At 65.0% G+C, this 22,931-nt stretch carries 13 protein-coding genes; 2 read left to right on the forward strand and 11 right to left on the reverse strand.

The genetic code is table 11. From position 1 onward, the window contains the following. The first annotated feature begins 222 nt into the window (after window positions 1-222). Window positions 223-1,503: a TIR domain-containing protein gene (locus AC3A3L_RS13240; protein WP_487640497.1), complete on the forward strand. Its 1,281-nt coding sequence runs from the start codon at window positions 223-225 to the stop codon at window positions 1,501-1,503. On the opposite strand, the gene AC3A3L_RS13245 is transcribed toward AC3A3L_RS13240, so the two are convergent. From AC3A3L_RS13245 to nrdR, 9 genes are all read right to left on the reverse strand, one after another. Continuing rightward, the gene (locus tag AC3A3L_RS13245) at window positions 1,500-3,128 is read right to left on the reverse strand and encodes an NAD-binding protein (RefSeq protein ID WP_487640498.1); all 1,629 of its coding nucleotides are present in this window, start codon (window positions 3,126-3,128) and stop codon (window positions 1,500-1,502) included. The two genes, AC3A3L_RS13240 and AC3A3L_RS13245, sit on opposite strands and share 4 nt — an antisense overlap. A gap of 265 nt (window positions 3,129-3,393) precedes the next feature. Further along, window positions 3,394-8,028: a DEAD/DEAH box helicase gene (locus AC3A3L_RS13250; protein WP_487640499.1), complete on the reverse strand. Its 4,635-nt coding sequence runs from the start codon at window positions 8,026-8,028 to the stop codon at window positions 3,394-3,396. A gap of 87 nt (window positions 8,029-8,115) precedes the next feature. Then, on the reverse strand, window positions 8,116-9,921 hold the full coding sequence (locus tag AC3A3L_RS13255; protein ID WP_487640500.1) for a UvrD-helicase domain-containing protein: 1,806 nt from the start codon (window positions 9,919-9,921) through the stop codon (window positions 8,116-8,118). Continuing rightward, window positions 9,860-10,891, reverse strand: coding sequence for a DNA cytosine methyltransferase (locus tag AC3A3L_RS13260; RefSeq protein WP_487640501.1), 1,032 nt, complete (start codon window positions 10,889-10,891; stop codon window positions 9,860-9,862). The genes AC3A3L_RS13255 and AC3A3L_RS13260 overlap by 62 nt, the downstream gene beginning before the upstream one ends. 63 nt (window positions 10,892-10,954) lie before the next feature. Continuing rightward, window positions 10,955-11,506, reverse strand: coding sequence for a very short patch repair endonuclease (locus AC3A3L_RS13265; protein WP_487640502.1), 552 nt, complete (start codon window positions 11,504-11,506; stop codon window positions 10,955-10,957). Window positions 11,507-12,218: 712 nt separating this feature from the next. After that, the gene (gene drmB / locus AC3A3L_RS13270) at window positions 12,219-13,940 is read right to left on the reverse strand and encodes a DrmB family protein (RefSeq protein WP_487640503.1); all 1,722 of its coding nucleotides are present in this window, start codon (window positions 13,938-13,940) and stop codon (window positions 12,219-12,221) included. After that, window positions 13,940-17,038, reverse strand: coding sequence for a helicase-related protein (locus tag AC3A3L_RS13275; protein ID WP_487640504.1), 3,099 nt, complete (start codon window positions 17,036-17,038; stop codon window positions 13,940-13,942). Before AC3A3L_RS13275 ends, drmB begins: the two co-directional genes overlap by 1 nt. A gap of 271 nt (window positions 17,039-17,309) precedes the next feature. Then, window positions 17,310-20,210 carry a vitamin B12-dependent ribonucleotide reductase gene (locus AC3A3L_RS13280; protein WP_487640505.1) on the reverse strand — a complete coding sequence of 967 codons (2,901 nt, stop codon included), beginning with the start codon at window positions 20,208-20,210 and terminating at the stop codon, window positions 17,310-17,312. Between the two features lie 105 nt (window positions 20,211-20,315). Continuing rightward, the gene (gene nrdR / locus AC3A3L_RS13285; protein WP_487640506.1) at window positions 20,316-20,792 is read right to left on the reverse strand and encodes a transcriptional regulator NrdR; all 477 of its coding nucleotides are present in this window, start codon (window positions 20,790-20,792) and stop codon (window positions 20,316-20,318) included. Window positions 20,793-21,139: 347 nt separating this feature from the next. On the opposite strand from nrdR, the gene AC3A3L_RS13290 reads away from it, so the two are divergent. After that, window positions 21,140-21,475, forward strand: a complete 336-nt coding sequence (locus AC3A3L_RS13290) for a hypothetical protein (protein ID WP_487640507.1) — start codon at window positions 21,140-21,142, stop codon at window positions 21,473-21,475. Window positions 21,476-21,484: 9 nt separating this feature from the next. On the opposite strand, the gene AC3A3L_RS13295 is transcribed toward AC3A3L_RS13290, so the two are convergent. Both AC3A3L_RS13295 and AC3A3L_RS13300 read right to left on the reverse strand, forming a co-directional pair. Beyond that, window positions 21,485-21,952, reverse strand: a complete 468-nt coding sequence (locus AC3A3L_RS13295; RefSeq protein ID WP_487640508.1) for a hypothetical protein — start codon at window positions 21,950-21,952, stop codon at window positions 21,485-21,487. Between the two features lie 308 nt (window positions 21,953-22,260). After that, window positions 22,261-22,812, reverse strand: coding sequence for a hypothetical protein (locus tag AC3A3L_RS13300; protein WP_487640509.1), 552 nt, complete (start codon window positions 22,810-22,812; stop codon window positions 22,261-22,263). Window positions 22,813-22,931 lie beyond the last annotated feature (119 nt).

Below are 22,931 nucleotides of genomic sequence, written 5' to 3' on the forward strand. Positions count from 1 at the left end.
CCTTGATCGAGAGTACGGCTGCCGCCGGCCCGCCTGCTGCCCCGAATTTGGGCACGCCTCACGGCTGGCGCGAGCTGATGAGCCGCGTGAGCGCGAGGACTACCGTTCGCCCGCCGCCAACTTCGGTTGAATCTGGGGATGTAATGCCGCGTTCTTGGGTGAGAATGCCGTGCATCCACAACGATGGATCACAAGTAAAGGCACCACGCAGACGGGGAACTGATGACCACGACAGCCGAGCAACGAATCTTCATCTCCTACCGGCGGGATGACTGCCAGGCACAGGCCAACGGGCTGAACGACGGGCTGCGAAACCGGCTGCCGGAGGCGCGCGTCTTCATGGACATCGACTCGATCCCGATCGGCGCTGACTTCGAGGAGCACATCCGCGGAGAGATCGAGCAGTGCCACGTCGCGCTGATTCTCATCGGGGACGACTGGCTCGCGTCCCGTCCCGGGACGAACAAGCGGCGGATCGACGAGTCCAACGACTTCGTGCGACTGGAGGTTGAGTCCGCGCTCTCGGCGGAGAACCTGAGGGTCATCCCGGTGCTGGTCGAAGGCGCCACGATGCCGACCGCGGAGGAGTTGCCGCGGAGCATCCGTCGGCTTGCGCGCCTGAACGCCTTCGAGCTGTCGGACAAGAGGTGGACCACTGACATCCAGTACCTGACCCAACAGTTGCGGGAGCTGGCCGGCGGCACGACGACCACCCCTTCGACGCCGACGTACTCCCCACCTCCGCGTACGTCCAACCCCGAGCCTTCGTCCCCGCCGCCGCCGGCGCGTGCGTCCTACCAAGAGCCTCCATTCGCCCCGTCCAGGCACGTTGGGTCGTATCAGGCACCGCCACCCGCACCCGTCGAGAAGGGGCGGAAGGCGCGCACCATGATCTTGTGGTGCGTGCTCACCATGGGTCTCGCCTCGTTTTCCGCGCCGCTCTGGGCAGCGAATCGTCGCCCCTACGACAAGCCGTTCCGCATGCGCATGCGCGTTCTCGCGGCCATCCTTGGGGTTGCTGCCCTCGTCGGGTTCCTGCTCGTGGGGTCCGGGCCCGAGGACGCCGATGGCACGCCTACCGGCGCCGCGTCCGACTTCGGCGCCAGCCTGCTTCTGCTGTCGCTCGCTGCTGGCGTCGTCACCGTCCTTGTCTTCAGGAAGCCGCAGGTCGCCCTCGCCGGCACGCAGTCGGTGCTCGCCCGTCGCGACAGCCGGGAGCGCTACCGGCAGCTCGTCGACAAGGATCGCCCGCTGGCCAGGTCGATGAACGTCGGCCGACCCGACCTTCCCCGCGACTACGACGATGGCGGACTCCTGGACCTCAACAGCATCCCCGCGCACGCCCTGTCGCGCCACGCGGGAATGACCGATCTGGAGGCCGCCAGGATTGTCGAAGTCCGAGGTCAGCTCGGGCGCTTCGTGAGCATGGACGAGCTGCTGGCGTACGTCGAGCTCCCCGAGTCGACCGCCACGCGGCTGCGGGACGTCGCCGTCTTCGTCTAGCGGGAAGGCACGTCCAAGGCGTAGCCCACGCGAGCCAGCATCCGTGGGATCGCGCGGATCGCGTGCCGGTCCTTCTCGCGCTCCGGTTCGTCGAGCTCGCCCCAGCTGACCAGCAGCGGATGGGTCTTGCGGCCCGGGTCCTTCGGGCCGGAGGAGTAGGTCCACCCGTCACGTACGAGGTCGTTCATCCACCTCTCGTGCTCCTGCTGCGCGAGCGTCTCCAACCGATCACGACCGACGGGCATCGCATCGGCGTCCAGCGGCCGGCCAAGAGGCACCAGGCCAGCCCCGATCTCGCCAAGGACGGACCCAACAGCAACGGCGAACCGGCGGTTGGAGTCCTTGAGGCTCTCGGGCAGCTGGTCCCAGGTCACCAAGGACGGGTTGTCGGCGCTTGTGATGCCGCGCAGGCGCTCCGTCGCGCAGTAGTCCTCGTGCCGGGCCATGGCCATGAGCTCGATCCACGAGTGACCGAAGAACGAGTCGGGCTCGCGGAAGGCGGATCCGGCCGGGACAAGGTGGATCTTGTCCGACACTCCCTTCAGGTCCAGGACGGCGCGCCCGCTCGGGAGGGTCGAGCAGACGAACACGTCGCTGACGTGCCGTTCCCCCGCAATCTCAAGCGCTGCGCTCAGCGCTCGTCCGTCCGAGCCTTCTCGGCACACCAGACCGACGGTGCACGTCGTAGGCACCGTGGCGTCGGTGATGACGAGTGTCTCGAGCCACGGTTGCGTCACGAGCATCGGCTCCACCACAGCGCAGTACGTCGCCGCGTTGATGTGCACCGTCGCGCGCACTCCTTCCGCGAGTCGTCGCTGACACCACCGCACGAGTACGCGTTGCGCCAGAGCACCCTCGCCGGACAGGTACACCGCTGAGGGCGCCGCGTCGAGCGACCGGTCCACGGTGTCGATGAAGGCAAGTGCCTTGCGATCGTCCGCGTGGAAGAAGTCGAACGAGCCCGTGTCGCTCGTCTCCTCGATCTGGACCCGTCCCAGCACTGCCCATAGGGCTTCATCGTCGATCGCCGCATGGACCGTGGTGGCGTCGCTGACCTGATGCGTCAGCGCCTCGCACACCTCGACGTTGGTTGAGTCGCTTCCCGTGGTGACGACTACCTGGTGCGCGGTGTCCACCCGGCACCGCCTCAACAGACCGGGTTGCCGCGCGTCTCCGGTCACGACGACCGCACCGAGGCTCTGCACCTCAGCGAGCGCCGGGTGTCCGGGGTCCGCCTCGAGGACGACGACCTTGCGATTTCGCTCCCGTAGGGCACGTGAGAGCTCCGTCCCTGTCTCGCCGAGGCCGACGAGGACCACGTGGTCCCTGCCTCGCCACCGGAGGATGCCGCGCCGGATCTGCTGCCCCGCGAACGCCAGTACGGCCGCGAGCGTTGCCGCTGCGAGCGACAGGGGCGCGGTGAATGGAGCGATGTTGAGCGCCACCGGTGGATCATCGAGATCAGTCTGAGTCTCCATGAAGAACAGCTGGATCGCTCCGAAAGCGGCATCGGTCCGTGACATCGACGCGTCGGCAAGGCTTCGGTACCCGACGTAGCCGAGCAACAACGACAACGGGATGAGGATGACGCCCAACCAGACGCTGACACGGTTGAGCGTTCCCACCAGTCCCCCTTCACAGCCCGCTGTCTGATTGGTGGTCACCTTAGAGGCACGAGAGCGTGCAGCGCCGATCCAGGAGACCTTGACTTGGATCGGACTACCTACAGCCCGATCTCCGCGAGGAGATCACCACTCCCGTATCCACTGGTCGCTTGGCGCCAGCTCCATGGCGGGGAGGCGACGATCTCCAGCAGATCGGTTCATTGTTGTCTGACTAGGTGTACTTCCCCGTGAGGTCGTGAACGCGGCCGGCGCCAGAGTGGAGTAGTCACTCCGATGGCTCCTCAGTCCACAGATACTCAAACTCTGTAAAAGCGAGCTTTTGCCCGTATTGCTCCAGGTTGTCCCTGACATTGACAATAAGGACCTCGGCCGAGCCACCGTTGAGTGGGCCGCGAAGCCCTCGGCCGATCATCTGCTGATACAAGTTCGCACTGAAGGTTGGCCGTGTGACGTAAACGGCCCGCACCTTGGGCGCATCGAACCCCTGGGACAAGACGTTGTAGTTTGTTAGCACCCGGATCTTGCCAGCTTTGAACTGCTCGACATACCAACGCCTGACGGAAGGCGGTGTGCTGGCGTCGAGCGACGCCGTGGGGACGCCGCGATGGACCAACTGAGCAGCGAGAGCACGCGCATTGTCCACCGAGCTTGCGAAGACCAAGGCTGGCCAGTCCTCTGGCAGCGAGCACACGTCGTCAACGATTTTGCGGTTGCGGTCCACATCCGCACCTAGGCGGGCTTCCACGTTGCGGGGTACACGGCCGAACTGCTTCATTTCAGTCTGCTCACTGACCGAAAGCTCCACCTCGACACCGTCGAGCACACGTTGCTCGACGTTCGCCAGGACACCCATCGCCTGCAACACCGGGTAAGGCTCGTCGTCCGCAAAGGCCTCCCCATCGAGTCGGTTGCCGTCGTAGCGCTGAACGAGGCGACGTGTCTCCTCGATGTTGGTGTTCCTGAATGGCGTGGCCGTGAGTCCGATCAGGGGCTTGTCATCCCGCCTCGTGCGCGCCCGCCGACCCAACCACTGAAGTACTTGGGTGTACATGGGCGAGACGGACGTGTGGGCCTCATCAACGATCACGACCGCCGTCTCGGTCAACCACGTGTATGCAGGCTGGTCGTCCTTCTCCTTGAGCTTCTGCGGAGTGGCAACGACGAGTTGGACGAACGAGGTCTCCTCCGAAACCTCGTTCCCGCCCCAAAGCCGTCCGATTGCCAGTCCCTCGCGCGGCCCAATTGACCGCCAGATGTACGACCAAGTCTCAACCGCCTGTTCGCACAGTTCGTCGCTCTGAGCGATCCAAACGATCGGTCCGCGGAGGTTTCCATCTCTGATCTCCTCCACGAGCGCCTGGACGGCGACGCGAGTCTTTCCTGCGCCTGTAGGCAGGGACACCAGGCCTCGGCGCGACTTCCCGCCTTGCACGAGAGCGCGGATATTGTCGACACAAATCTTCTGGTAGTCGTGAAGCTCTCCGAGTTCGGTCGGTCCTTCCACAACGAAGCTGGAAGGTCGGGACTGTCCAGCGAAGCCGGCCAATTCCGGGGAGAAGCCCAACCCCGCCACCCACGCCCGAGTAGATCGCAGGCCCGCCCACTGTTGTGGGGGGTTCAATCCGCACTCTTCAAGTACCCCTCGAAAGTGCGTGAGGGTTGAGACTCCTTGAACGGCCAGCACTAGCCGTGCCAGTTCGACAGGATCTTCAATCGGTCCCGACTCGCGTTCGATACCCTCAAGCGCTGCCGCTGGCAGAGTACGTCGTAACACCTCCTCGCTGACCAGCAATGCAAGCCTTGCCGCGTCGTCTGGGGATCTCTTGAGTTTTGCGACGAGCTTGCGCCGCTCGTCGTCCTCAACTTGATCGAGAACGGACCGGATGTCGTCGCGACCCATCTCCAATCCAAGAGCTGACGAGACACCCGACAAGATGGCAACTGGCTCACTCGACGACACGAGAACCATTCCTTCGTGCAGGACACTCTCCACGGAGCGGGTTCTCTGCCCGGTCGGAGTCGCCGACACAATGTTGATCTCTGAGCACAGTTGAAAACGGACGTCCTGCTGGTCGGCAGGCAGCCAGAGCTTCATGGCGGGATAGTGGAAGACCACAGATTCGACGTCACCACTCGTGCTGAACACGAGCTCCTGCTCAAGAAGTCGAGTACCGTCCGCAAGTCCCCATGTCGACTGGAGTGCAGCAAAATCGTCCTCCTCCGTGACCATCAACACCGGAAGCTGTTGTTCGCGAAGTGAATGCATCGCCTCGCGTGTGCGTACGACAGCCACTTCCTCTGGGCGTCGGGTACCAACACTGTTTCCGATGAACGCGAGAACGCGATCCGGTGCTGGCGCGAAGTGGACCGCCCAAGCGTAGAATCCGAATGCTCGCTCCGGCTCCTGTGACCATGACAGGACCGCGCGACTAAACCAGGCCCACACCTCTGGCCCCAGCTGATCCAGCTCGGTCTTGACGCCGAGCTCGTCCGCGACTGACTCCGAGAGATCAACGAGGGGCAGGAGAGTTTCGGGCAATGCATCGTTCGACCGGACGCACATCGCTGGAGGCAGGGGGCCGAAGGCCACAGTTTGCAGGCGCCCTTCATCGCGAAGGCGATGCATAGCAGGATTGCGGTATGTCCGCTTTCCGTATTGATTCTGAGTTGCATGTTGAACGCGAACGGGATCACTGGACGCGAGTTGCAGCACCCGAGTAGTGATTGCAACACGGGCGTCGTCCGTGACCTGGTCCAACGACTCCAAGGGCCACGGCCGGGCTGCTTCACCCAGCACCACCAGCTTCTCTGATTGTGGCTTAGAAGGGGAACACTTGGAGATGAAGTGCTCCTTGAGCCTTCGGTGGTAGTCCGCCAGCCAAGGCTCCATCGGGGCGTCCTGTCGGACAAGGGGCTGATCCACCGCTCCCAAACTGCTGAGAAGAGCTCGTTCGCGCTCATGAAAACGCGTGTCGATGCAACATGAAGCGTCCTCCCGCCGGTTTGACGAAACGACCGGGCCCGGGAAGAACACCTCACCGAGAGGCTTGAACTCCCCCGACAGGGTGCGCGCGCGCACGTGCGCCTCGACGGGTGCAGGCAGCTCGTCGCGTATGACTCGCTCAGCGACGTCGACCGTGCATTGACGTGCAAGCTCCCACGCTCGTGGCCAATGGATGCTTCGCGAATCGGTTGCGCTGGCCAGGAGTGAACGGAGTTCTCCGGCCCGGTCGAGCACTTCGACGCCGAGTGCGGCGAGTGCGTCTCGAGCGTCCGGCAGGGCCGCCAATGATGGATGAATGAACGCGAAGCCTTCGTCGTCCGGCGAGGACCGGACGAAAATCCTTCCTCGAACAGGCTTGGCCCACGACCCATCCTCGAGCAATACAACCCGTGCGTTGCGGGCGTCCCCGTCCCCACGAGGGCCGAGGCGCATGACCGCCATCATGATCTGGAGAGCGCGCGCGGAGCCCGATGCGTCGCCAGGCCCGCGGACCGCCTCGATCCACCGCTCAACCGTAGGCTGGGCAGGCAATGCGGGGCCCATCAGGCGCTCCGCCTTAGAGCGGCGCTCCGCGTTGGATACGCATCTCGGATTGATCCAGACTCCTACGGGTGCGGGACCATCTGCCCACTCCCGCATGATTTCCTCGGGCAGTTGATCCGGATGAATGTGCAAGTCCCTGGGATGGCGAAGCTGTCCGTTCGTGTCAGGAAGGCACTTGATCCGACGCAGGCCCGCGAATATGGGTTCGTTGAGCTGGCTGTCCGCCCACGACCGGTTCTCGCGTCCACGCCCAGGTAGCAGGTCGAGCCCCCTCTGCGGCTCCCGGGTGTCGACGACACGAGACCAGGCGGATGAAACCATCGCAGGCAGAACCTCCGTGAGAAGCTCCTGATTGAATGCGCCCGCCAATAGTCGACGGCGATCCTCTGACAGCTTCCAAGGCGCGTTCACAATGCCTGCCAAGGTGCTCCGGTCATCCGTTGGGAAGAACGCCCAGAACTGCCCGTCCTGCCTACGCCCCGAACGAGGTACAGCCCAACTCACCTGGACAACATCGCGGCGCGCGAGCTCGCCCGCATCCTCGAGGGCGCGTGTCGATGGCTTGTGCATCTGCGAAACTACGACCCACTCCGAGCGTTCCTCACCGACAGTCAGCTCAAGTACACCAGTACTATCGCGCGGCGACACCTTTATGCGCCTGGTGCTGTCGTTGACGCGATCCTCGAGGATGAGTTCGTGAGCTTGCGGAGAAAAAAGCATGAACTCTGATGGGAATTCGCCCAGGTCGTCTTGCAGCGCCGCGTGTTCGCGGTCGAGCGGGATACGAACGATCGTGACCGCCCACGTCATCAGATCCGCAAGAATCGAGTCCTGTCGGGCCTCTGCGGCCGGATCGAGAGGCGATGCAAGGCGGAGTACGGGGAACCGAGGCGCATCCGGGACGACTGCACGTATTCGCTCACGAGCTTCATGTCGATCGAACCCGAAGGATCCGGAGCGACTAAACAACTGCGGGCGATCACTCAGCGCTACGACCGACTTGAAGCCAAGGCCGAAACGACCTATCTGCCCCTCGCGCTTGCCTGATTGATGCGAGCCGAGCAAGGACCGCACACCTTCAGGGCTAAGCGGTGATCCTTCGTTGGCGACGTACAACACGTCGTCTGTGAGGACGACATGAATCCGGCCAGTGCTGCCAATCAACGCGTCAGCAGCGTTCTGCACAAGCTCGAAGATCTGTTTGCGTCCGTAGCCGCCCTCAAAGATCGTTGTCTCGATGTTGGCGTCGGACTCCACCCGAATGGGTTGTTCTCTGTAGGCGGCCAGGCACCGAGCAGACTCTTCATCGACAAGGGTCGACAGGCCCTCATGGGGCCCCGCCCACTGCGTCATGATGTCCCCCGTTTGTCCGTTCGAACGAGCACGTCTTGTTCTATCAACGGAGCCGGATCGCACGCAGCGATTCTCAGCAATGCGCCGCTACCGGTACAACACCGCGAGTCCCGAGACGCTAGGAACCTTGGCCAATGATGGTATGCCTCTACCGTCGCGGGTGACACCAGTGAACAGACCATCGATGCCCAAGCCCTCTCCGAGGTCTGGCCACCCCCAGGTCGGACCGACCTTCCCGGGCCGCACCCGCCGAGCGATCAAGTCACCGAATGCCGGCGTAGTTCGGCCGAGCCGACGGTCACTCGTTCGGACCTCCCACACAGGCACTTGGAGCGTGGAGGATCGTCGATCGAGAACCGCGGTTACAACTGCGCCGACGTCTTGCTCCCCGATCGCACATCCATGATCGATGACAACATCCTCCGCCCTCAACTCGAACGCGGTAGTCGCCCAGCGCTGATGGCCGCCCACATACCAGCGACCGCTTGCCTTGTCACGACGCAGAAAGCGTGGCCGATCGATCCCCGCGCCCACGAGGCGCTCGCGCGCTCGGGTCAACGCAACATAGGCCACAGCGGTTTCGCCAGGCTCCGCCATCCCCGCGGGGTCGACCACGACGACGTGATCGAACTCAAGGCCCTTGGCCCGATGGACTGTGGAGACTACGAGCGGGCCCGGGCCGGCGACCAGGGCTGCCGGGAAGTTGCCCAGATCGACGCGAGTAGCCAGTCGTGCGACATCGATCCGATCGCCGACGCGGAAGTTGCGCTCGGTGGCCTTCAGGAGGCGCCAAGCAGCCTCTGGGTCAGGCACCGCGCCGCCTTCCAACCGCTCCAAGACCTCCGCCTTAGCCAAAGTCGCGTCGGCCCCGCCGACGGCCTCAGCGACCCACGGTTCGATTTGCCGGGCCTCGGCTCGAGGTTGAACCCGCGCAGTCACGCCCGCCCCCCGCAGCGCCTCAACCGCGACGAGGGCATCGCCGTTCGTTCGGCACAGGAATGCCGTGGTTCCGCCCCACCGAGCAGCAGGGCGGGCCACCTGACCGATGTCCCCAACGGTCAATACGGCGGCGAGCCGATCCTGCACCGCATTCCTCCACTCGGCTCCTTCGAGGTCGCTAGAACCGAGCTCTGCCACCGCCCTCGCATCGCTAGAGCGTGCTCTGTACTGCCCCCTAAGGCGCGTCCTGCTCACAGCCCGCGCCCCGTGGAGGACTGAAGCCCGATCGAGAAACTCCTGCGCCGTGATGTCGTCGTCATCTGCGAGCTGGAAATCGTAGAGAGCTTGCCGTGGGTCCCCGAGCAATGTGAATCCGGCATCGCTGGGCAGAGCCCGCAGGAGGTCGAGGACGAAGAGGGCCCGAATGCCGACCAGATCCTGAACCTCGTCGACGAGCACATGGCGCACCAACGAAAGCGCCTCGCTGGTCGCCGCGTGGCCCAGATGCTGTCGAACACGCTCGATGCGAGCGTCAAAGTCCAACCCGCTCAGGTCCTCTTCGCCCATCTCGTCCAGCAGCATCGTTGCCGTGCTGTCGATCGTTCGGATCGTGGGAAGTGGGCGTCGCGCCCGAGGACCCAGCCGTGACCTTAGGGCAGCCACCGCGGCACGGGAGAAGCTGAGCACAATCACCTCGTCGACCGTGCTGAGACCATGACGCTCGTGTAGGGCAGAAACGCGCGCTGCTACAACTTCCGTCTTGCCACTCCCGGGCGGAGCGAGCACGACCTGCCGCTCTTGGGGCTCGGCCTGGGCCACCGCGAGCTGTTCCGTGTCGAGTTCTCGTGCGGAGTCGCCGGGGCCTTCACTTGCCATGGGAGCAGCCAGCAGATCAGCCGAGTCGGTGGGCCACGGAAGACGCGATGGAGCGGGCAAGGAGCGGCGGCACGGCATTGCCGATCTGACGAGCGATCGAGGCCTTTGTGCCACACCACTCGAAGTCCTCCGCGAAGCCCTGGATGCAGGCGGCCTCCGCGTGTGTGATGGGCCTGTTCTCGGTCGGGTGGAGGTAGCGGCCCTTCTCAGGTTTGAAGAACTCGGTTCGAATTGTCACGGACGGGCGTTCCCACCGCAGCCGGCCCATGACGTCACCAGATCCAGTCCGGTGACGTCGCCAACACGGGGTGGAGAGCTCGTCGGGAAGATCGAACCTGTTCCCGCCCGGTGGGATGGCGGCATAGCGGGCCCGGGAGAGATCGCTCACGTCCCTAGTGATGTGCAGATCGCGCATCTTGTAGGGCCCCGGCACGACTTCGCCACGGAACTCCACGGAGCTGTCGGAAAGCTCGGTGCGCTTGACGCGTGGAGTCAGCCATTCGGGGAACGCGTCCCGCAGGGGCCGCATATCGGACAGCTCGGGCAAGCCGACCTCCCGGGTACCACGACGACGGCCGATAACGACGGCCCGACGTCGGGCCTGCGAGACACCGTGGTTGGCCGCATTGACAACGTGCGCCTCGATGTCGTAGGCGCCGAGACGGCCACGGGGCCGTACCAGGGCAGTGAGCTCGGCGAACTGCGTTGATTTAAGGAACTGGGGGACGTTCTCCATGACGAAGAATGCCGGTCGAACACGCTGCAGTGTCTCGACGTAGTGTTCCCACATTGCGTTGCGAGGGTCGTCCGGATCGCGGGTACCGAGTGCGGAGAAGCCCTGACACGGGGGGCCACCGACAACCACGTCCGCCTGAGGCAGTGAGCCGCGGGTCCATTCCGCGATGTCGCCCACGTGGATGTGGTCGCCGAAGTTCTGCGCGTACGTTGCCGCGGCGTGAAGATCCCATTCGACGGCGGCAACAGGTAGGAAACGCCCCGTGTCTACGAAGCCCGAGGTCAGTCCCCCACAGCCGGCGAAGAGGTCCATGAGCCTTGCTTCTCCCGACACGGGAAACAGCCTATGCGAGCAGGCGGACACTTCTGCGCAGGCTCACCGGGCGGCCAACGCATCGAGGACGCGTGCAACGGAATCGTCAACTGACTCGTGCTCCCACAATCGCACCACCAACCATCCGGCCTCGAGCAGCGCGGCATCCGTGTCTCGATCGCGTCGAATGTTGGCAGCAAGCTTCTCGGACCACCATGCGGCGTTGGCCTTTGGCGCTGTTGCGTGGACCGGGCACGAGTGCCAAAAGCAACCGTCCACGAAGACTGCGACTCGACGACGTGTGAAGGCGATGTCGATGGTGCGACGTGGCCTTCCGGGCACCGGCCAGGCGACCCGATAGCGAAGCCCCACCCGGTGCAGCCCACGCCGCAGCCGAAGCTCCGGGGCGGTCCCCTGACTCCGCTGCTGGCTCATCCGAGCGGCGACCTCCTTCGACGAGGCTGTTACCGGCCGGTGGCGCCGTCCTGTCGCGAAGTCGGACACACTGGACCTCAGACAAGCACCCATGGAACGCCAGCGCGGCGACCATTGACCGGTCGCAGGACTCCGGTGTTTCGGAGCTGCTGCGCGGCCCACCGGATGTCGTACTGCCATGTGTAGAAGAGATCCCCAGAGGCTCGCAGGTCGTGCTCGTGCGTTTGCCACACCTCGCGGGCCACCTGAACGACGGTGCCGCTACCGCCTAGACGCACCAATGCCTCGACTACCCACTCCCCGAGCTCGGCCTTAGTTGCCACCGCTGTCCTTCCTGTGTTCACGCCTCTCCGGCGATGAACTCTCTTGGTTTGCCGTGCACAGGACGACGAGTTCATCCCGGGCGCAGGTCGCGATGCATCGTCACCACGATCCTTCGCTAGCTGTGATGTTTGGACACCACTCGAGCTTCTCACTTCCCATTCTTCGAGCCCTCGCAACGCCTGCTTCGCCTGGGCGCCTCTCGCACCACGATACCGACGGTCTCGGAACCGATCCCCGCGCCGACCCAGCGACGGACGAGTGCACAAAGCCTCCAGTCCGGCGGTCACCGTCGGCCCTTACGAAGCGGGGGCGGGATCTCGGCGAACGGATCGATGACCCTCCATTTACTTGCTACATTCGAGATCGCCGCATCCGCCTGTCTCCAGCACCTGCACGGCGAGATGAATGTTCTGGCGGTGGTCCGAAACATCAACCGGAGGCGGCGCAAGCGGCTCAAGATTCGGATGACCTTCTCCTCCAAGATGGCATTACCGATGCGAGCGCTCGCGCAGCAACTGGCTAAACAGCGCAGACCAACCACTCACTGTGCGGTTGCGCAAGACCGGTGTCAGTCGACGAAGGGAGTGAGAAAGCCATCGGCGGGATGCGCGGGCGTTCCGATAAGGCAGGCGCGGTCGAGCTCCCTATTGGCATGCTCGCAGCTTGTCTCCGGGAGCAGCAGGCAGGCGTGACATGCTGCGAGGTTGAGCGCGTCGGCCCCGCCTGACACCGTCTCGATGCAAACCGGGTCGGATGAGCACCACCGCGCCCGGCGGGCCGCCGACTGCACCACCGCCCACACACGATCGGCCTGCGACTGCGCTGCAAGTCCGCCAAGGCTTCCGGCGGAATCAGCAGACGCCGTGTAGACCAAGATCCCGGCCTGCCCCTCCATGCTGTACACGCGCTCTCTAAGCGACGCCACGGGGTAGCCCGCGTCGAGGCTGAGCTCCGTGAGCAGCGCATGAGCCAGCGAGTGCAAGAGGAGCTCGCGAGGCGTCACCTGGCGGGTGTAGGGGACACCCATCGACTCGGCCCGCATGCGGTACGCGTCGTCCACCGCCTTGGCGCGGGACTTGGCGAACTCACCGCACTCCCACGCAGCGACGGCGGATTCGGACACCTGGAAAAAGACGCCTTCACCCAGCACCTCGATCGCTGGCAACCATGACGGCTTCTCGGCAGCGAGCGGCGCGATGCGGCTGTCGTCCTCGCCCTCGTTGTACGGCGTAACACGAGTGAATCCCTGGAGTGCGCGCACCTCGCGGAGCCGAGCCACGGCGGAGACTCCCAAAAAGAGCATTCGCGCCTCAGCGGGCAGGTCGCTCACCGGGGTGCAGACAAACTGTTGGCGTGGGTCCTTCTCCAGACGGCCCTTGACGAGTGCGTCGTACTCTTCGGCTCGGAGGTCGTCGTCATCTGGCACCTCCTGGGTCGCCTCCCCCCGCATGACGAGGATCGCCTGGGCAAGGTCGTCGACGGCGACGCCCGCCTCCTTGTCGATTCCCATGCCGGCCAGCGTGGCACCCAGCGCAGCTGCAGGTATGTGGGCTACCACAGGCCAGTACTTGCTGATGATCCGGTGGGCTCCCTCGGACCAAGGTGGGATGGAGATGGCCGAGCGGACCGAGGCGAACCACACGTTAGAAGCGCCGCGCTGAAGCGTGCGCGGCAGCTGGTCGCAGACGTCATCGGCTGCGTCACGCAGCCACGGTCGATGACCCCAACACTTCGTCACGTCAGCCATCGCCTGTGGGCCGAAGGAGCCGGCGAGGTTACGGCTGGGCACACCGCACGTGCAGGAGATGACGATGTCGGCGAGTGACGAGCTCTGGCCTCGCGTACGCAAGAAGAGCTGGTGCTCCTTCTCGGATTCCGGTCGCATGCCGCGGTGAACCCATGAGGAGTAGGGGAAGTCGTCTATGTGCCCGCGAGGACAGCACACCACGAACCGCGACGGGACCAGGGTGCGCTGACAGCGGTCACAGTCGTTGCCGTCCCAGCCACAGAAGTCCTTCAACCGCCCGAGACGATGGCACCCCGGGCAGTGGAACATCCGCGGAAATCGGATGACCGCCAGGTCCTTGCTGCCTCGCGAGGACGGCATCCGGAACGTGCGCACGCCCATGGACCGCGCCAGCCTCGGTTCGGTGACCTCCGGACAGTTGCTCTCGTACCAGTCGTCGATCCCGAGCAGCATGAAGCTCTCGTCGCGGGCGGGGAAGAGCGCCCCCACGCCGTAAGTCGTCACCATTTGGCTTCGCCGTGCCTCGGCCACCTTGCGGACCATCAGCGCTTCACTCCCTTGGTCGGTGGCACGAGGAACAATGCTGTCGTCGCGTCGACTTCCCTCAGACTCGTCATGGTTGCCCAGGCCGGATCGCCAACCGGGAAGACGACGTCGTCTTCGTTCAGCACCATGCTGGGGTCGACCAGGAGAAAGCCTTCCGACTCACGCCAGCCGGGGTATTTCAAACTTCCCGCGTCGGCGGCGTCCGCCCATGCCTGCACCAGAAGGTCGAGCTGAGCCCGGACCTTGTCGAATTCGTCAGGCGCAATTCGTCTCGCGCGATCTAGAAAGGCACCCAGAACCGTTTCCAGGGCCGAGCGGTTCGAGACGATTGCGCGCGCCTGGCCGTCGCCCGCGAGGCCATCGACCAGGAGCCGTGCGTAGGACACCAGTACACCGTGAAGGCCGCGATCTCGGGCTCGGGCAGCAAACGGCGTTGCGCTGGTCGCCTCGACCTGGCGATAGAGCGCGCGATGGTAGGAGCCGAAGCTCTCGTAGTGCGAAAGATCGCGCGAGCGCGCCGCGTTGTAGAGCACGACGACCAAGCCGGGGTGCTGACGACCGACGCGGCTCGTGGATTGGATGTACTCCGCGGTGGCCTGTGGCTGTCCCATCACGACCATCAGGCCGAGGCGATCTACGTCAAGGCCGACTGAAATCATGTTAGTCGCCAGAACGACGTCCTGCGTCTGCGTGTCTGGAAGGGCGCGGCTTAGGCTCGCGAGGGCCTCGGGGATGTCTGCCGAGTCGACACGTGACGTTAGCTCGCCAGGCTCCGGAATCTCCCGCACCCCAGTGCTGGCCCGACCGGCCAGGACCTTCAGGCGGTCCGGGACATCGTCGAGCACCTGCATATAGGCTCCGCCGAGCACTCGAAGACTGTTGAAATAACCGAGCAGCGTCCAATACGTGTCGCGTACGGCCTCGTCGCCCGGCAGGTCCTTGGCCGCTTGAAGCAAAGCGGCGTAGGTACGCACCAATAGGGTCGTGTGGCTGGTTGACGGTGCAGCGAGTCCGACGTACCGCCGCGTTCCCTTCTGATCAGGCGGTGCCTGAACGGAGAAGTACGAGTCCGTGCTGTCGATTCCGGGCGGCGGGAATTGTCGCGACTCGCGATCGAACACCGCCTCGACCTGCTTCTTCGCACGACGAATTGTCGCGGTCGACGCGACTACTTTCGGCCGAGCCACCCCAGTGCATGCGGCGTCCACGGCCGCCTCGTATAGCCCCACCATGGTGCCAAGCGGCCCGCTGATCAGATGGAGCTCGTCCTGGACGATGAGGTCCGGCGGGGGGTTAGCGCCGTCGCGAGAGAAGAGGCTGCGGACCTGCTCACGCCAAGCCATCATGGCGAACTTGTCAACGGTTCCGATCACAAGCGAGGGACGCTCTCGGTAAACGTCCTCGTCGACGAGATAAACCGGAAGCGCGTCGGCGAACTCGCAGTCCGCATCCCCGCAACGCACCACCATCCGGTCGGGAGACTTCTTGATCATGTAGTCGTCCAGCGTCAGGTCGCTTCCGCAGACGGGGCAGTGCAGCAGCTGAAAGGGATTACCGGTTTTGGGAGATTCACCGTTACGGAGCTTGTTCAGTGCGGCCCTTGCGTCGGATACCTTATTGGGCGTTGCACCCATGCCGACCCAAAGACCAAGAGAAATCGGCTTCGCGTCTGTAAGGCGCTGCCGCCGGATGGACTCGAGCGCGCATATAAGGCCAGCTGCCCGTTCGAATTGCTGGATGGTGAGCAGACGAAGGGTGTACCGCATAATCACCGACACCCCCCCGTGTGCCGGGTCTCGTAAACGACGAAGCAGTATCGAGAAGGCGATGAGGCCGAGGTATGCCTCCGTCTTGCCACCGCCCGTCGGGAACCACAGAAGGTCGGCAACTTCACGGTCGTCCGAGGTCGGGTCGATCAGACCTTCAAGGTTTAGCAAGATGAACGCCATCTGGAACGGGCGCCAGGTCTGTGGCCTGGCTGCGACGCCGCGCTGGCTATCCTGACGCGTCCGCTGGAGGTCCATGGCCTCGTTCATGAGCTGAAACGCACGCCCGGCATCCTCATCGGCCGCCAGCTTCCGGAGCCCTTGCTGCATGCGGTCGGAGGCTTCCGTCGCGTCGGCAAGATGACGTAGCGCCGTCGACTGAACCTCGGCAGGCAACTCGGCTACTTCAGCTCTCTTCTCACCGATCCATCGTCGGTAGGACGCAACCAGCGCGTCGAGCTCCGCGATGCCGCCGGCAGCTAGCTCGTCCATTCGCAGCGTGATGCCTGAACCGCCTGAAGGCTCGGCCAGCGGCACGTCATACGACGGAGTGAAGGTGGTGGCGAGTTCGACCACGGGCAGGTCGTCGGACCATGAAACCCCGCACCCGTGACCGACCGCCATGTCCTGGACGTCCCGGAACAGCAGCGCGTATGAGTCCAGGTCGTCGTCGTCCAGTCCAGCGGAGGCGCTCGCGCGTCGAGCACTGAATGCGCCTTCATCCACCTTCACGACGATCGACGGCTGGAACCAGCACCACTCGTCCTTTCGCTCGCGCCTTGGCACGACCCCAACGTTGAGGAGAACGCACGTGATCGAAGCAAGACCGTCGCGCGGCGGTCGCACCACCACAAGAAGGTCCAAATCCTCGTCGATGTGATAGGTCCTTCGGTCTGCTAGACCCGTGTTAACGCGTACTGAATCGGGGTGGACCGCCAGGCGCTCCCACCCCTTCGCCGATCCAGGGGTGCCCGACTCGTCCCTGGACTCGCGGTAGCGCGCCGCTTCGACCTCCACCACGACCTCAGGGACGAGACCGGGATCGACTGCAAACGTCAGTCCCATAGTCGACGGGTAACGCACGTGCGAAAGCGCTACGGCCGGATCGAAGGCGGAATCGGCACCACCGGCACCACCGGCCTCACCGCTCTCGATGTCGGCGGCTTCCTCCTCAAGCACGGCATCATCCCTGGGATGCAGGATGCCAACCACAAATCGGTCGAGCGGAGGTTCGTCAATGATGGCGTCGTCGGGGCCTCCAACGAGGTCACGCGCTAGAGCCTGCACCAGATCGTCGCGAAACTCGTACCAGGGCTGAAGATCTGTCATCGCATTGATCCCCTCGCGTCGGCAACGACCACGATCCTCGAACCGATGATCCCGTTCACTCACGTCCCCCGTTGCGCGTTCTGATTGCCAGCCGACCCGACCAGGCCACGTTAACCGGCTCAGAGCGCATACGGTTGCCTCAGTTCCGAGAGCGTTGCCAGGACTCGCGTCGGACCGCCCTTTGGGGTGAACCACAGACCATCGGTTCTCTCACGTGGGATACAGCTAGTGCCCCGCCTGTTGTGAGACGGGGCCCTAGCTGCACAGATCCTCAGCTGCAGCCGCTGGTGCTCCCGCAGCCCTCGCAGACGTAGCAGGACCCAGCCGGCCGCATCTTCGTGCCGCAGGTCATGCAGAGCGGGGAGTCGACCGCGGTGCCGGTGAGCTTCTCGAAGAGCTCAGCGGTGGTCTTGGCCTCGCCGGTGGTCACCTGGGCCGGGACCTCGCGGGCCTCGGAGCCGTGGGTGTCCTTGGTCTCGACCTCCTCGGCGTCCACGACCGAGGCCGACGACGAAGAAGACGCGCCGGGCTCCACGAGCTCAGCAGCCGAGCCGGTCTCCTCCACGAGCGGCTCGTAGGAGCCGGTCTCGAGGTGGCGCTGGCGCTCCTCGGCGGAGTAGATGCCGAGCATCGACCGCTCCTCGAAGGACAGGTAGTCCAGGGCGAGGCGGCGGAAGATGTAGTCCATGATCGACTGCGACATCCGCACGTCCGGGTCGTCGGTGAGGCCGGCGGGCTCGAAGCGCAGGTTGGTGAACTTCGAGACGTAGGTCTCCAGCGGGACGCCGTACTGCAGGCCGATCGACACCGCGATCGAGAAGGCGTCCATCACGCCGGCCAGGGTCGAGCCCTGCTTGCCGAGCTTGAGGAAGACCTCGCCGAGCTGGCCGTCGTCGTGGGCGCCGGAGGTCATGTAGCCCTCGGCACCGCCGACGGTGAACGACGTCGTGCGGGAGACGCGCGACTTCGGCAGGCGCTTGCGGACCGGGGCGTAGACGACCTTCTCCACGACCTTGGTCTCGACCTCGGCGGACGCAGCAGCCTTGTCGGCAGCGTCCTTCTTGGCCTTGCCGCCACCGTCGGCCAGAGGCTGGCCGACCTTGCAGTTGTCGCGGTAGACCGCGGTGGCCTTGAGGCCGAGCTTCCAGGACTGCAGGTAGACGTCCTCGATCTCCTCGACCGTGGCGTCCTCGGGCAGGTTGACCGTCTTGGAGATCGCGCCGGAGAGGAACGGCTGCGCGGCCGCCATCATCCGCACGTGGCCCATCGGCTTGAGCGAGCGGGCGCCCATCGCGGTGTCGAAGACCTCGTAGTGCTCGGTCTTGAGGCCCGGGGCGTCGACCACGTGGCCGTGCTCGGAGATGTAGGCGACGATCGCCTCGATCTGCTCCTCCTGGTAGCCCATCTTCTTCAGGGCCCGGGGAATCGTCTGGTTGACGATCTGCATCGAGCCGCCGCCGACGAGCTTCTTGAACTTCACCAGCGAGAAGTCGGGCTCGATGCCGGTGGTGTCGCAGTCCATCATGAAGCCGATGGTGCCGGTGGGCGCGAGGACCGAGGCCTGCGCGTTGCGGAAGCCGTTCTTCTCGCCGAGCTTGATCACGTCGGCCCACGCCTTGGTGGCCAGCTTGTGCACGCGGCCGTCCTCGGTGTGCAGCACGCGGACGACGTCGTTGGCCGCCTGGTGCTTGCGCATCACGCGCTTGTGGGCGTCGGCGTTGCGGGCGTAGCCGGCGTACGGGCCGACGATGCCGGCGATCTCGGCGCTGCGCTTGTACGACGTACCGGTCATGAGCGACGTGATCGCGGCAGCCATCGAGCGGCCGCCCTCGGAGTCGTAGCCCAGGCCCATCGCCATCAGCAGGGCGCCGAGGTTGGCGTAGCCGATGCCGAGCTGGCGGTAGTCGACGGTGGTCTTGCCGATCGCCTCGGTCGGGAAGTCGGCGAAGCAGATGGAGATGTCCATCGCGGTGATGATGAACTCGACGGCCTTGGCGAAGAGCGCGGCGTCGAAGGTGTCGTCGTCCTTGAGGAACTTCAGCAGGTTGAGCGACGCCAGGTTGCAGGACGAGTTGTCGAGCGACATGTACTCCGAGCACGGGTTGGACGCGGTGATGCGGCCGGTCTCGGGGTTGGTGTGCCAGTCGTTGATCGTGTCGTCGTACTGCAGACCCGGGTCGGCGCACTCCCACGCGGCCTGGCTGATCTTGCGGAACAGGTCGCGGGCGTCGACGGTCTCGATGACCTCGCCGGTGCCGCGCGAGCGCAGGCCGAACTCGGTGCCGTCCTCGACCGCGCGCATGAACTCGTCGCTGACGCGGACCGAGTTGTTGGCGTTCTGGTACTGCACGGAGGTGATGTCGGCGCCGCCGAGGTCCATGTCGAAGCCGGCGTCGCGCAGCGCGCGGATCTTGTCCTCCTCGCGCGCCTTCGTCATCACGAACTCCTCGATGTCGGGGTGGTCGACGTCGAGGACGACCATCTTGGCCGCACGACGCGTCGCGCCGCCCGACTTGATGGTGCCTGCGGACGCGTCGGCGCCGCGCATGAAGGAGACGGGGCCGGACGCCGTACCGCCGGAGGAGAGCAGCTCCTTGGAGGAGCGGATGCGGGAGAGGTTGAGGCCGGCGCCGGAGCCGCCCTTGAAGATGAAGCCCTCCTCCTTGTACCAGTTGAGGATCGAGTCCATCGAGTCGTCGACCGAGAGGATGAAGCAGGCGGAGACCTGCTGCGGCGACGGGGTGCCGACGTTGAACCACACCGGGGAGTTGAAGGAGAAGTACTGGTTGACCAGCAGCCAGGTCAGCTCGTGCTCGAAGATCTCTGCGTCGCCGTCGGTGGCGAAGTAGCCGTGGTCGATGCCGGCCTTGGTGTACGTCTTCACGACCCGGTCGATGAGCTGCTTGAGACTCCACTCGCGGGCGTCGGTGCCGACCGCGCCGCGGAAGTACTTGGTGGTGACGATGGTGGAGGCGTTCACCGACCAGAAGTCGGGGAACTCCACGCCGCGCTGCTCGAAGACGGTCTCGCCGGTCTTCCAGTTCTGCTGGACGACGTCGCGACGCTCCCACGTGATGGCGTCGTAGGGGTGGGTGCCCTCGGTGCTGAAGACGCGCTCCAGCTTCAGGCCCTTGCCCCTCGCCTTGGCGCGGGTGCTCACCGTCTCGGTCATGCCGTCTCCTGTGGTGGTGGTGGGTTTCAACATCGCGAGTCGTCTCGCGGGTGCTTGGTGAGCCCGGCAGGCAGCTTCCCCACTACCTGCCGGGCCGATTGGGGGTCAGCCCGTCTGGACGGGCTGATCGTCCGCGGCTCGCTCGAGCCGCAGCATCTTGATCTCGGCGTCGAAGTCGTCGACCGACTCGAACGCGCGGTAGACGGAGGCGAACCGGAGGTACGCCACCTCGTCGAGCGCCCGCAGCGGCGCCAGGATCGCGAGCCCGACGTCGTTGGCGTCGAACTCGGCCTGCCCGCTCAGGCGCAGGGCGTCCTCGACCTCCTGGCCGAGGCAGGCGAGCTGGGCGTCGGTGACCGGGCGGCCCTTGCAGGCCTTCCGGACGCCGGCGATCGCCTTGTCGCGGTTGAACGGCTCGGTCGCGCCGGAGCGCTTGAGCACCGTCAGCTGCATCTTCTCGACCGTCGTGAAGCGGCGGTCGCAGGCGGCGCACGTACGACGGCGACGGATCGAACCGCCGTCGTCGGCGACCCGGGAGTCGAGGACCTTGGTGTCCTCGTTCTTGCAGTAGGGACAGTGCATGCTGGTCCTCCTTCCGGGCGCGCTTCACACACCTGTAGAACAGGGTGCGGACTGGGGATCTTCCTGTGGACAACTAGCCTGTTGCTGTGTGCTTCTCCCCCTGGCCTGTGCACCAGATGTGGATAACTACAGCGGTGTAACTACTAGATGTAGTGGTAACCGTACGCCCCGACCACTACGTCTGACAAGCGAACGGCAGACTTCCTCCGACCTTTTTGCCGGGGTCGGTAAAACCGCAGGTCAGTAGCGTTTCGGCGCCCTCGAGACGGCGTGTCGACGGCTTCTCTCGGCCGGTTCTCCGCCGGTTCCACTGCCCCACTCAGGCCACATCGGCCACAATGAGCCCCGTGTCCACCGGGAAGAGAGCAGGGTCGCGCCGGGCGGCTCCGGCACCCCGGAAGCTCAACAAGGCTGCCCTCGGTCTCGGCACCGCGATCACCCTTTGCCTCGTCGCCTGGGGCTACCTCGTCTACGCAGCCATCGACTTCGGTACGGCGGCGCGCAGCGGCTCCAGCGGCTCGGCCTGGAGCTTCATGGCCCTGGCCTGCCTGGGCGCGATCGCCTGCCTCTTCGTCGGGCTGCTGCTGGTCGCCCGGTTGACCCGGGCACTGGGGATCACCCAGCCCCCTCCCTCAGCCGACGCTCCTCCGCGTCCCGTCGGCGGGAAACGCGCCGCTCGTTGATCGACCCGGCTACTCGAGAACGAGCTGCGGGAGGGCCTCGACGACCTCGAGGTCCTGCTCGGCCCCGGCGACCGTTAGCGTGTCCGGGATCGAGGTCCACTCCCCCTGCCCGATCCGGTACTCGCCGGCGTACGTCGTGTCCACGCGTACGACGACCTCGCCGGTGCGCTCGTACATGTGCGTGATCTCGAGATCGGGGTGCGGGCTCCCGGGGCTGGCGGTCGTGGTGCTGGCGTCGTCGCCGAAGTAGTAAGTGTAGGAGACCGGCACTGCGCGGAGGACCACCGACTGGCCGGCGATCGTGAGGTCCTGGTCGATCGACCGGTGGTCGGGCGTGTAGAAGTTCGTCTCGAAGTTCACCAGCGTCTTGCCGCCGCGCGGTTGCACCACGAGCTTCGACGACGGCCACGCGATCCGCTTGAACTGCCGGATGATCAGCTTGGCCAGGTCGATCTCCTGGACCGCGTTCTGGGGCACACAGACGTCGCCGACGTCTTCCCCGTCTCTGAAGACGTCGTGGACGTATCCCTCTTGGCCACCTTCCGTGCACTCGACGTGCTCCGTGCAGATGCCCCCGTTGTCGCACTGGATCGAGACGACCCACGTGTGGCCGTCACCCGAGCCGGCGCTGTCGGAGTAGTCCGCATATGTCCATTGGCATTGAGCATTCGCCCCCTGCAGGCCTGCACTTATGCAGCCGTCCGCAGCCGCGGGCGGGGCGCCGACCAGCACTAGTCCGCCCGCTACGCACGCCAGCATCGTTACGAAGCGGCACGCTAGTGCCATCAGAGAATCCCGTAGTGAGTAACCGTCCAACCCCCGGTGGTCTCCTTCAACGTCACCCGGATCGTCATCCTGCCGGGCGGCAAGGTCTCCGGCCGTCCCGAGGACTGCCTATAGATGCGGGTCTCAGGCAGGCGAAGGCCGACGTCGTAGGTCGGCGGCTGAGACCCTGCTTCCTCTAGGCGTACGACCTTCGCACCGGCGAACTCGATACGCCCACCATCCCCGTAGATGTCATCCACGTTCTTGGCGAGGCTCTTGCAAGCTGCGCAGTTCGGCGAGATGTCCAGGTAGTCAGCCGACTCACCGGTTCTCTGCATCTCATCACCAGTGGCTTGCCACCGCCGGATGAAGTCCTCCGGACTCTCCGCCTCAGCCGTCTCGGTCTCGGTCGGAGTGGGCGTCGGAGACGAGCTCGTGGTCTCGGGCATCTTCGGCTCGGGTTCCGGCTCAGGGTCGTCAGAGCACCCGGCCAGCAGGACGGGGACCGCGAGGGTCAGCGCGAGTGCGCGGCGTACGTGCATGAGGTGCCTTCCCGAGAACAACGTCAGCACGCTGAAACTACCCATCTAGCTGACTGCGGAACCAGACAGAAGGCAAAACCTGTGGAGAACCGGCCGAGGGTGGCGGCGGACGACAGCCGATCGGGCGCCGCGGATGTCGTATGCCGCCA

The sequence above is a fragment of the Nocardioides sp. Soil_C_8 genome (assembly GCF_057656315.1).

Coding starts and splice junctions, on each gene's coding strand:
- AC3A3L_RS13240 (WP_487640497.1), top strand. CDS start 223: ATGACCACGACAGCCGAGCAACGAATCTTCATCTCCTACCGGCGGGAT.
- AC3A3L_RS13250 (WP_487640499.1), bottom strand. CDS start 8,028: ATGACGCAGTGGGCGGGGCCCCATGAGGGCCTGTCGACCCTTGTCGAT.
- AC3A3L_RS13255 (WP_487640500.1), bottom strand. CDS start 9,921: ATGCCGTGCCGCCGCTCCTTGCCCGCTCCATCGCGTCTTCCGTGGCCC.
- AC3A3L_RS13260 (WP_487640501.1), bottom strand. CDS start 10,891: ATGGACCTCTTCGCCGGCTGTGGGGGACTGACCTCGGGCTTCGTAGAC.
- AC3A3L_RS13265 (WP_487640502.1), bottom strand. CDS start 11,506: ATGGCAGTACGACATCCGGTGGGCCGCGCAGCAGCTCCGAAACACCGG.
- drmB (WP_487640503.1), bottom strand. CDS start 13,940: ATGGTCCGCAAGGTGGCCGAGGCACGGCGAAGCCAAATGGTGACGACT.
- AC3A3L_RS13275 (WP_487640504.1), bottom strand. CDS start 17,038: ATGACAGATCTTCAGCCCTGGTACGAGTTTCGCGACGATCTGGTGCAG.
- AC3A3L_RS13280 (WP_487640505.1), bottom strand. CDS start 20,210: ATGACCGAGACGGTGAGCACCCGCGCCAAGGCGAGGGGCAAGGGCCTG.
- nrdR (WP_487640506.1), bottom strand. CDS start 20,792: ATGCACTGTCCCTACTGCAAGAACGAGGACACCAAGGTCCTCGACTCC.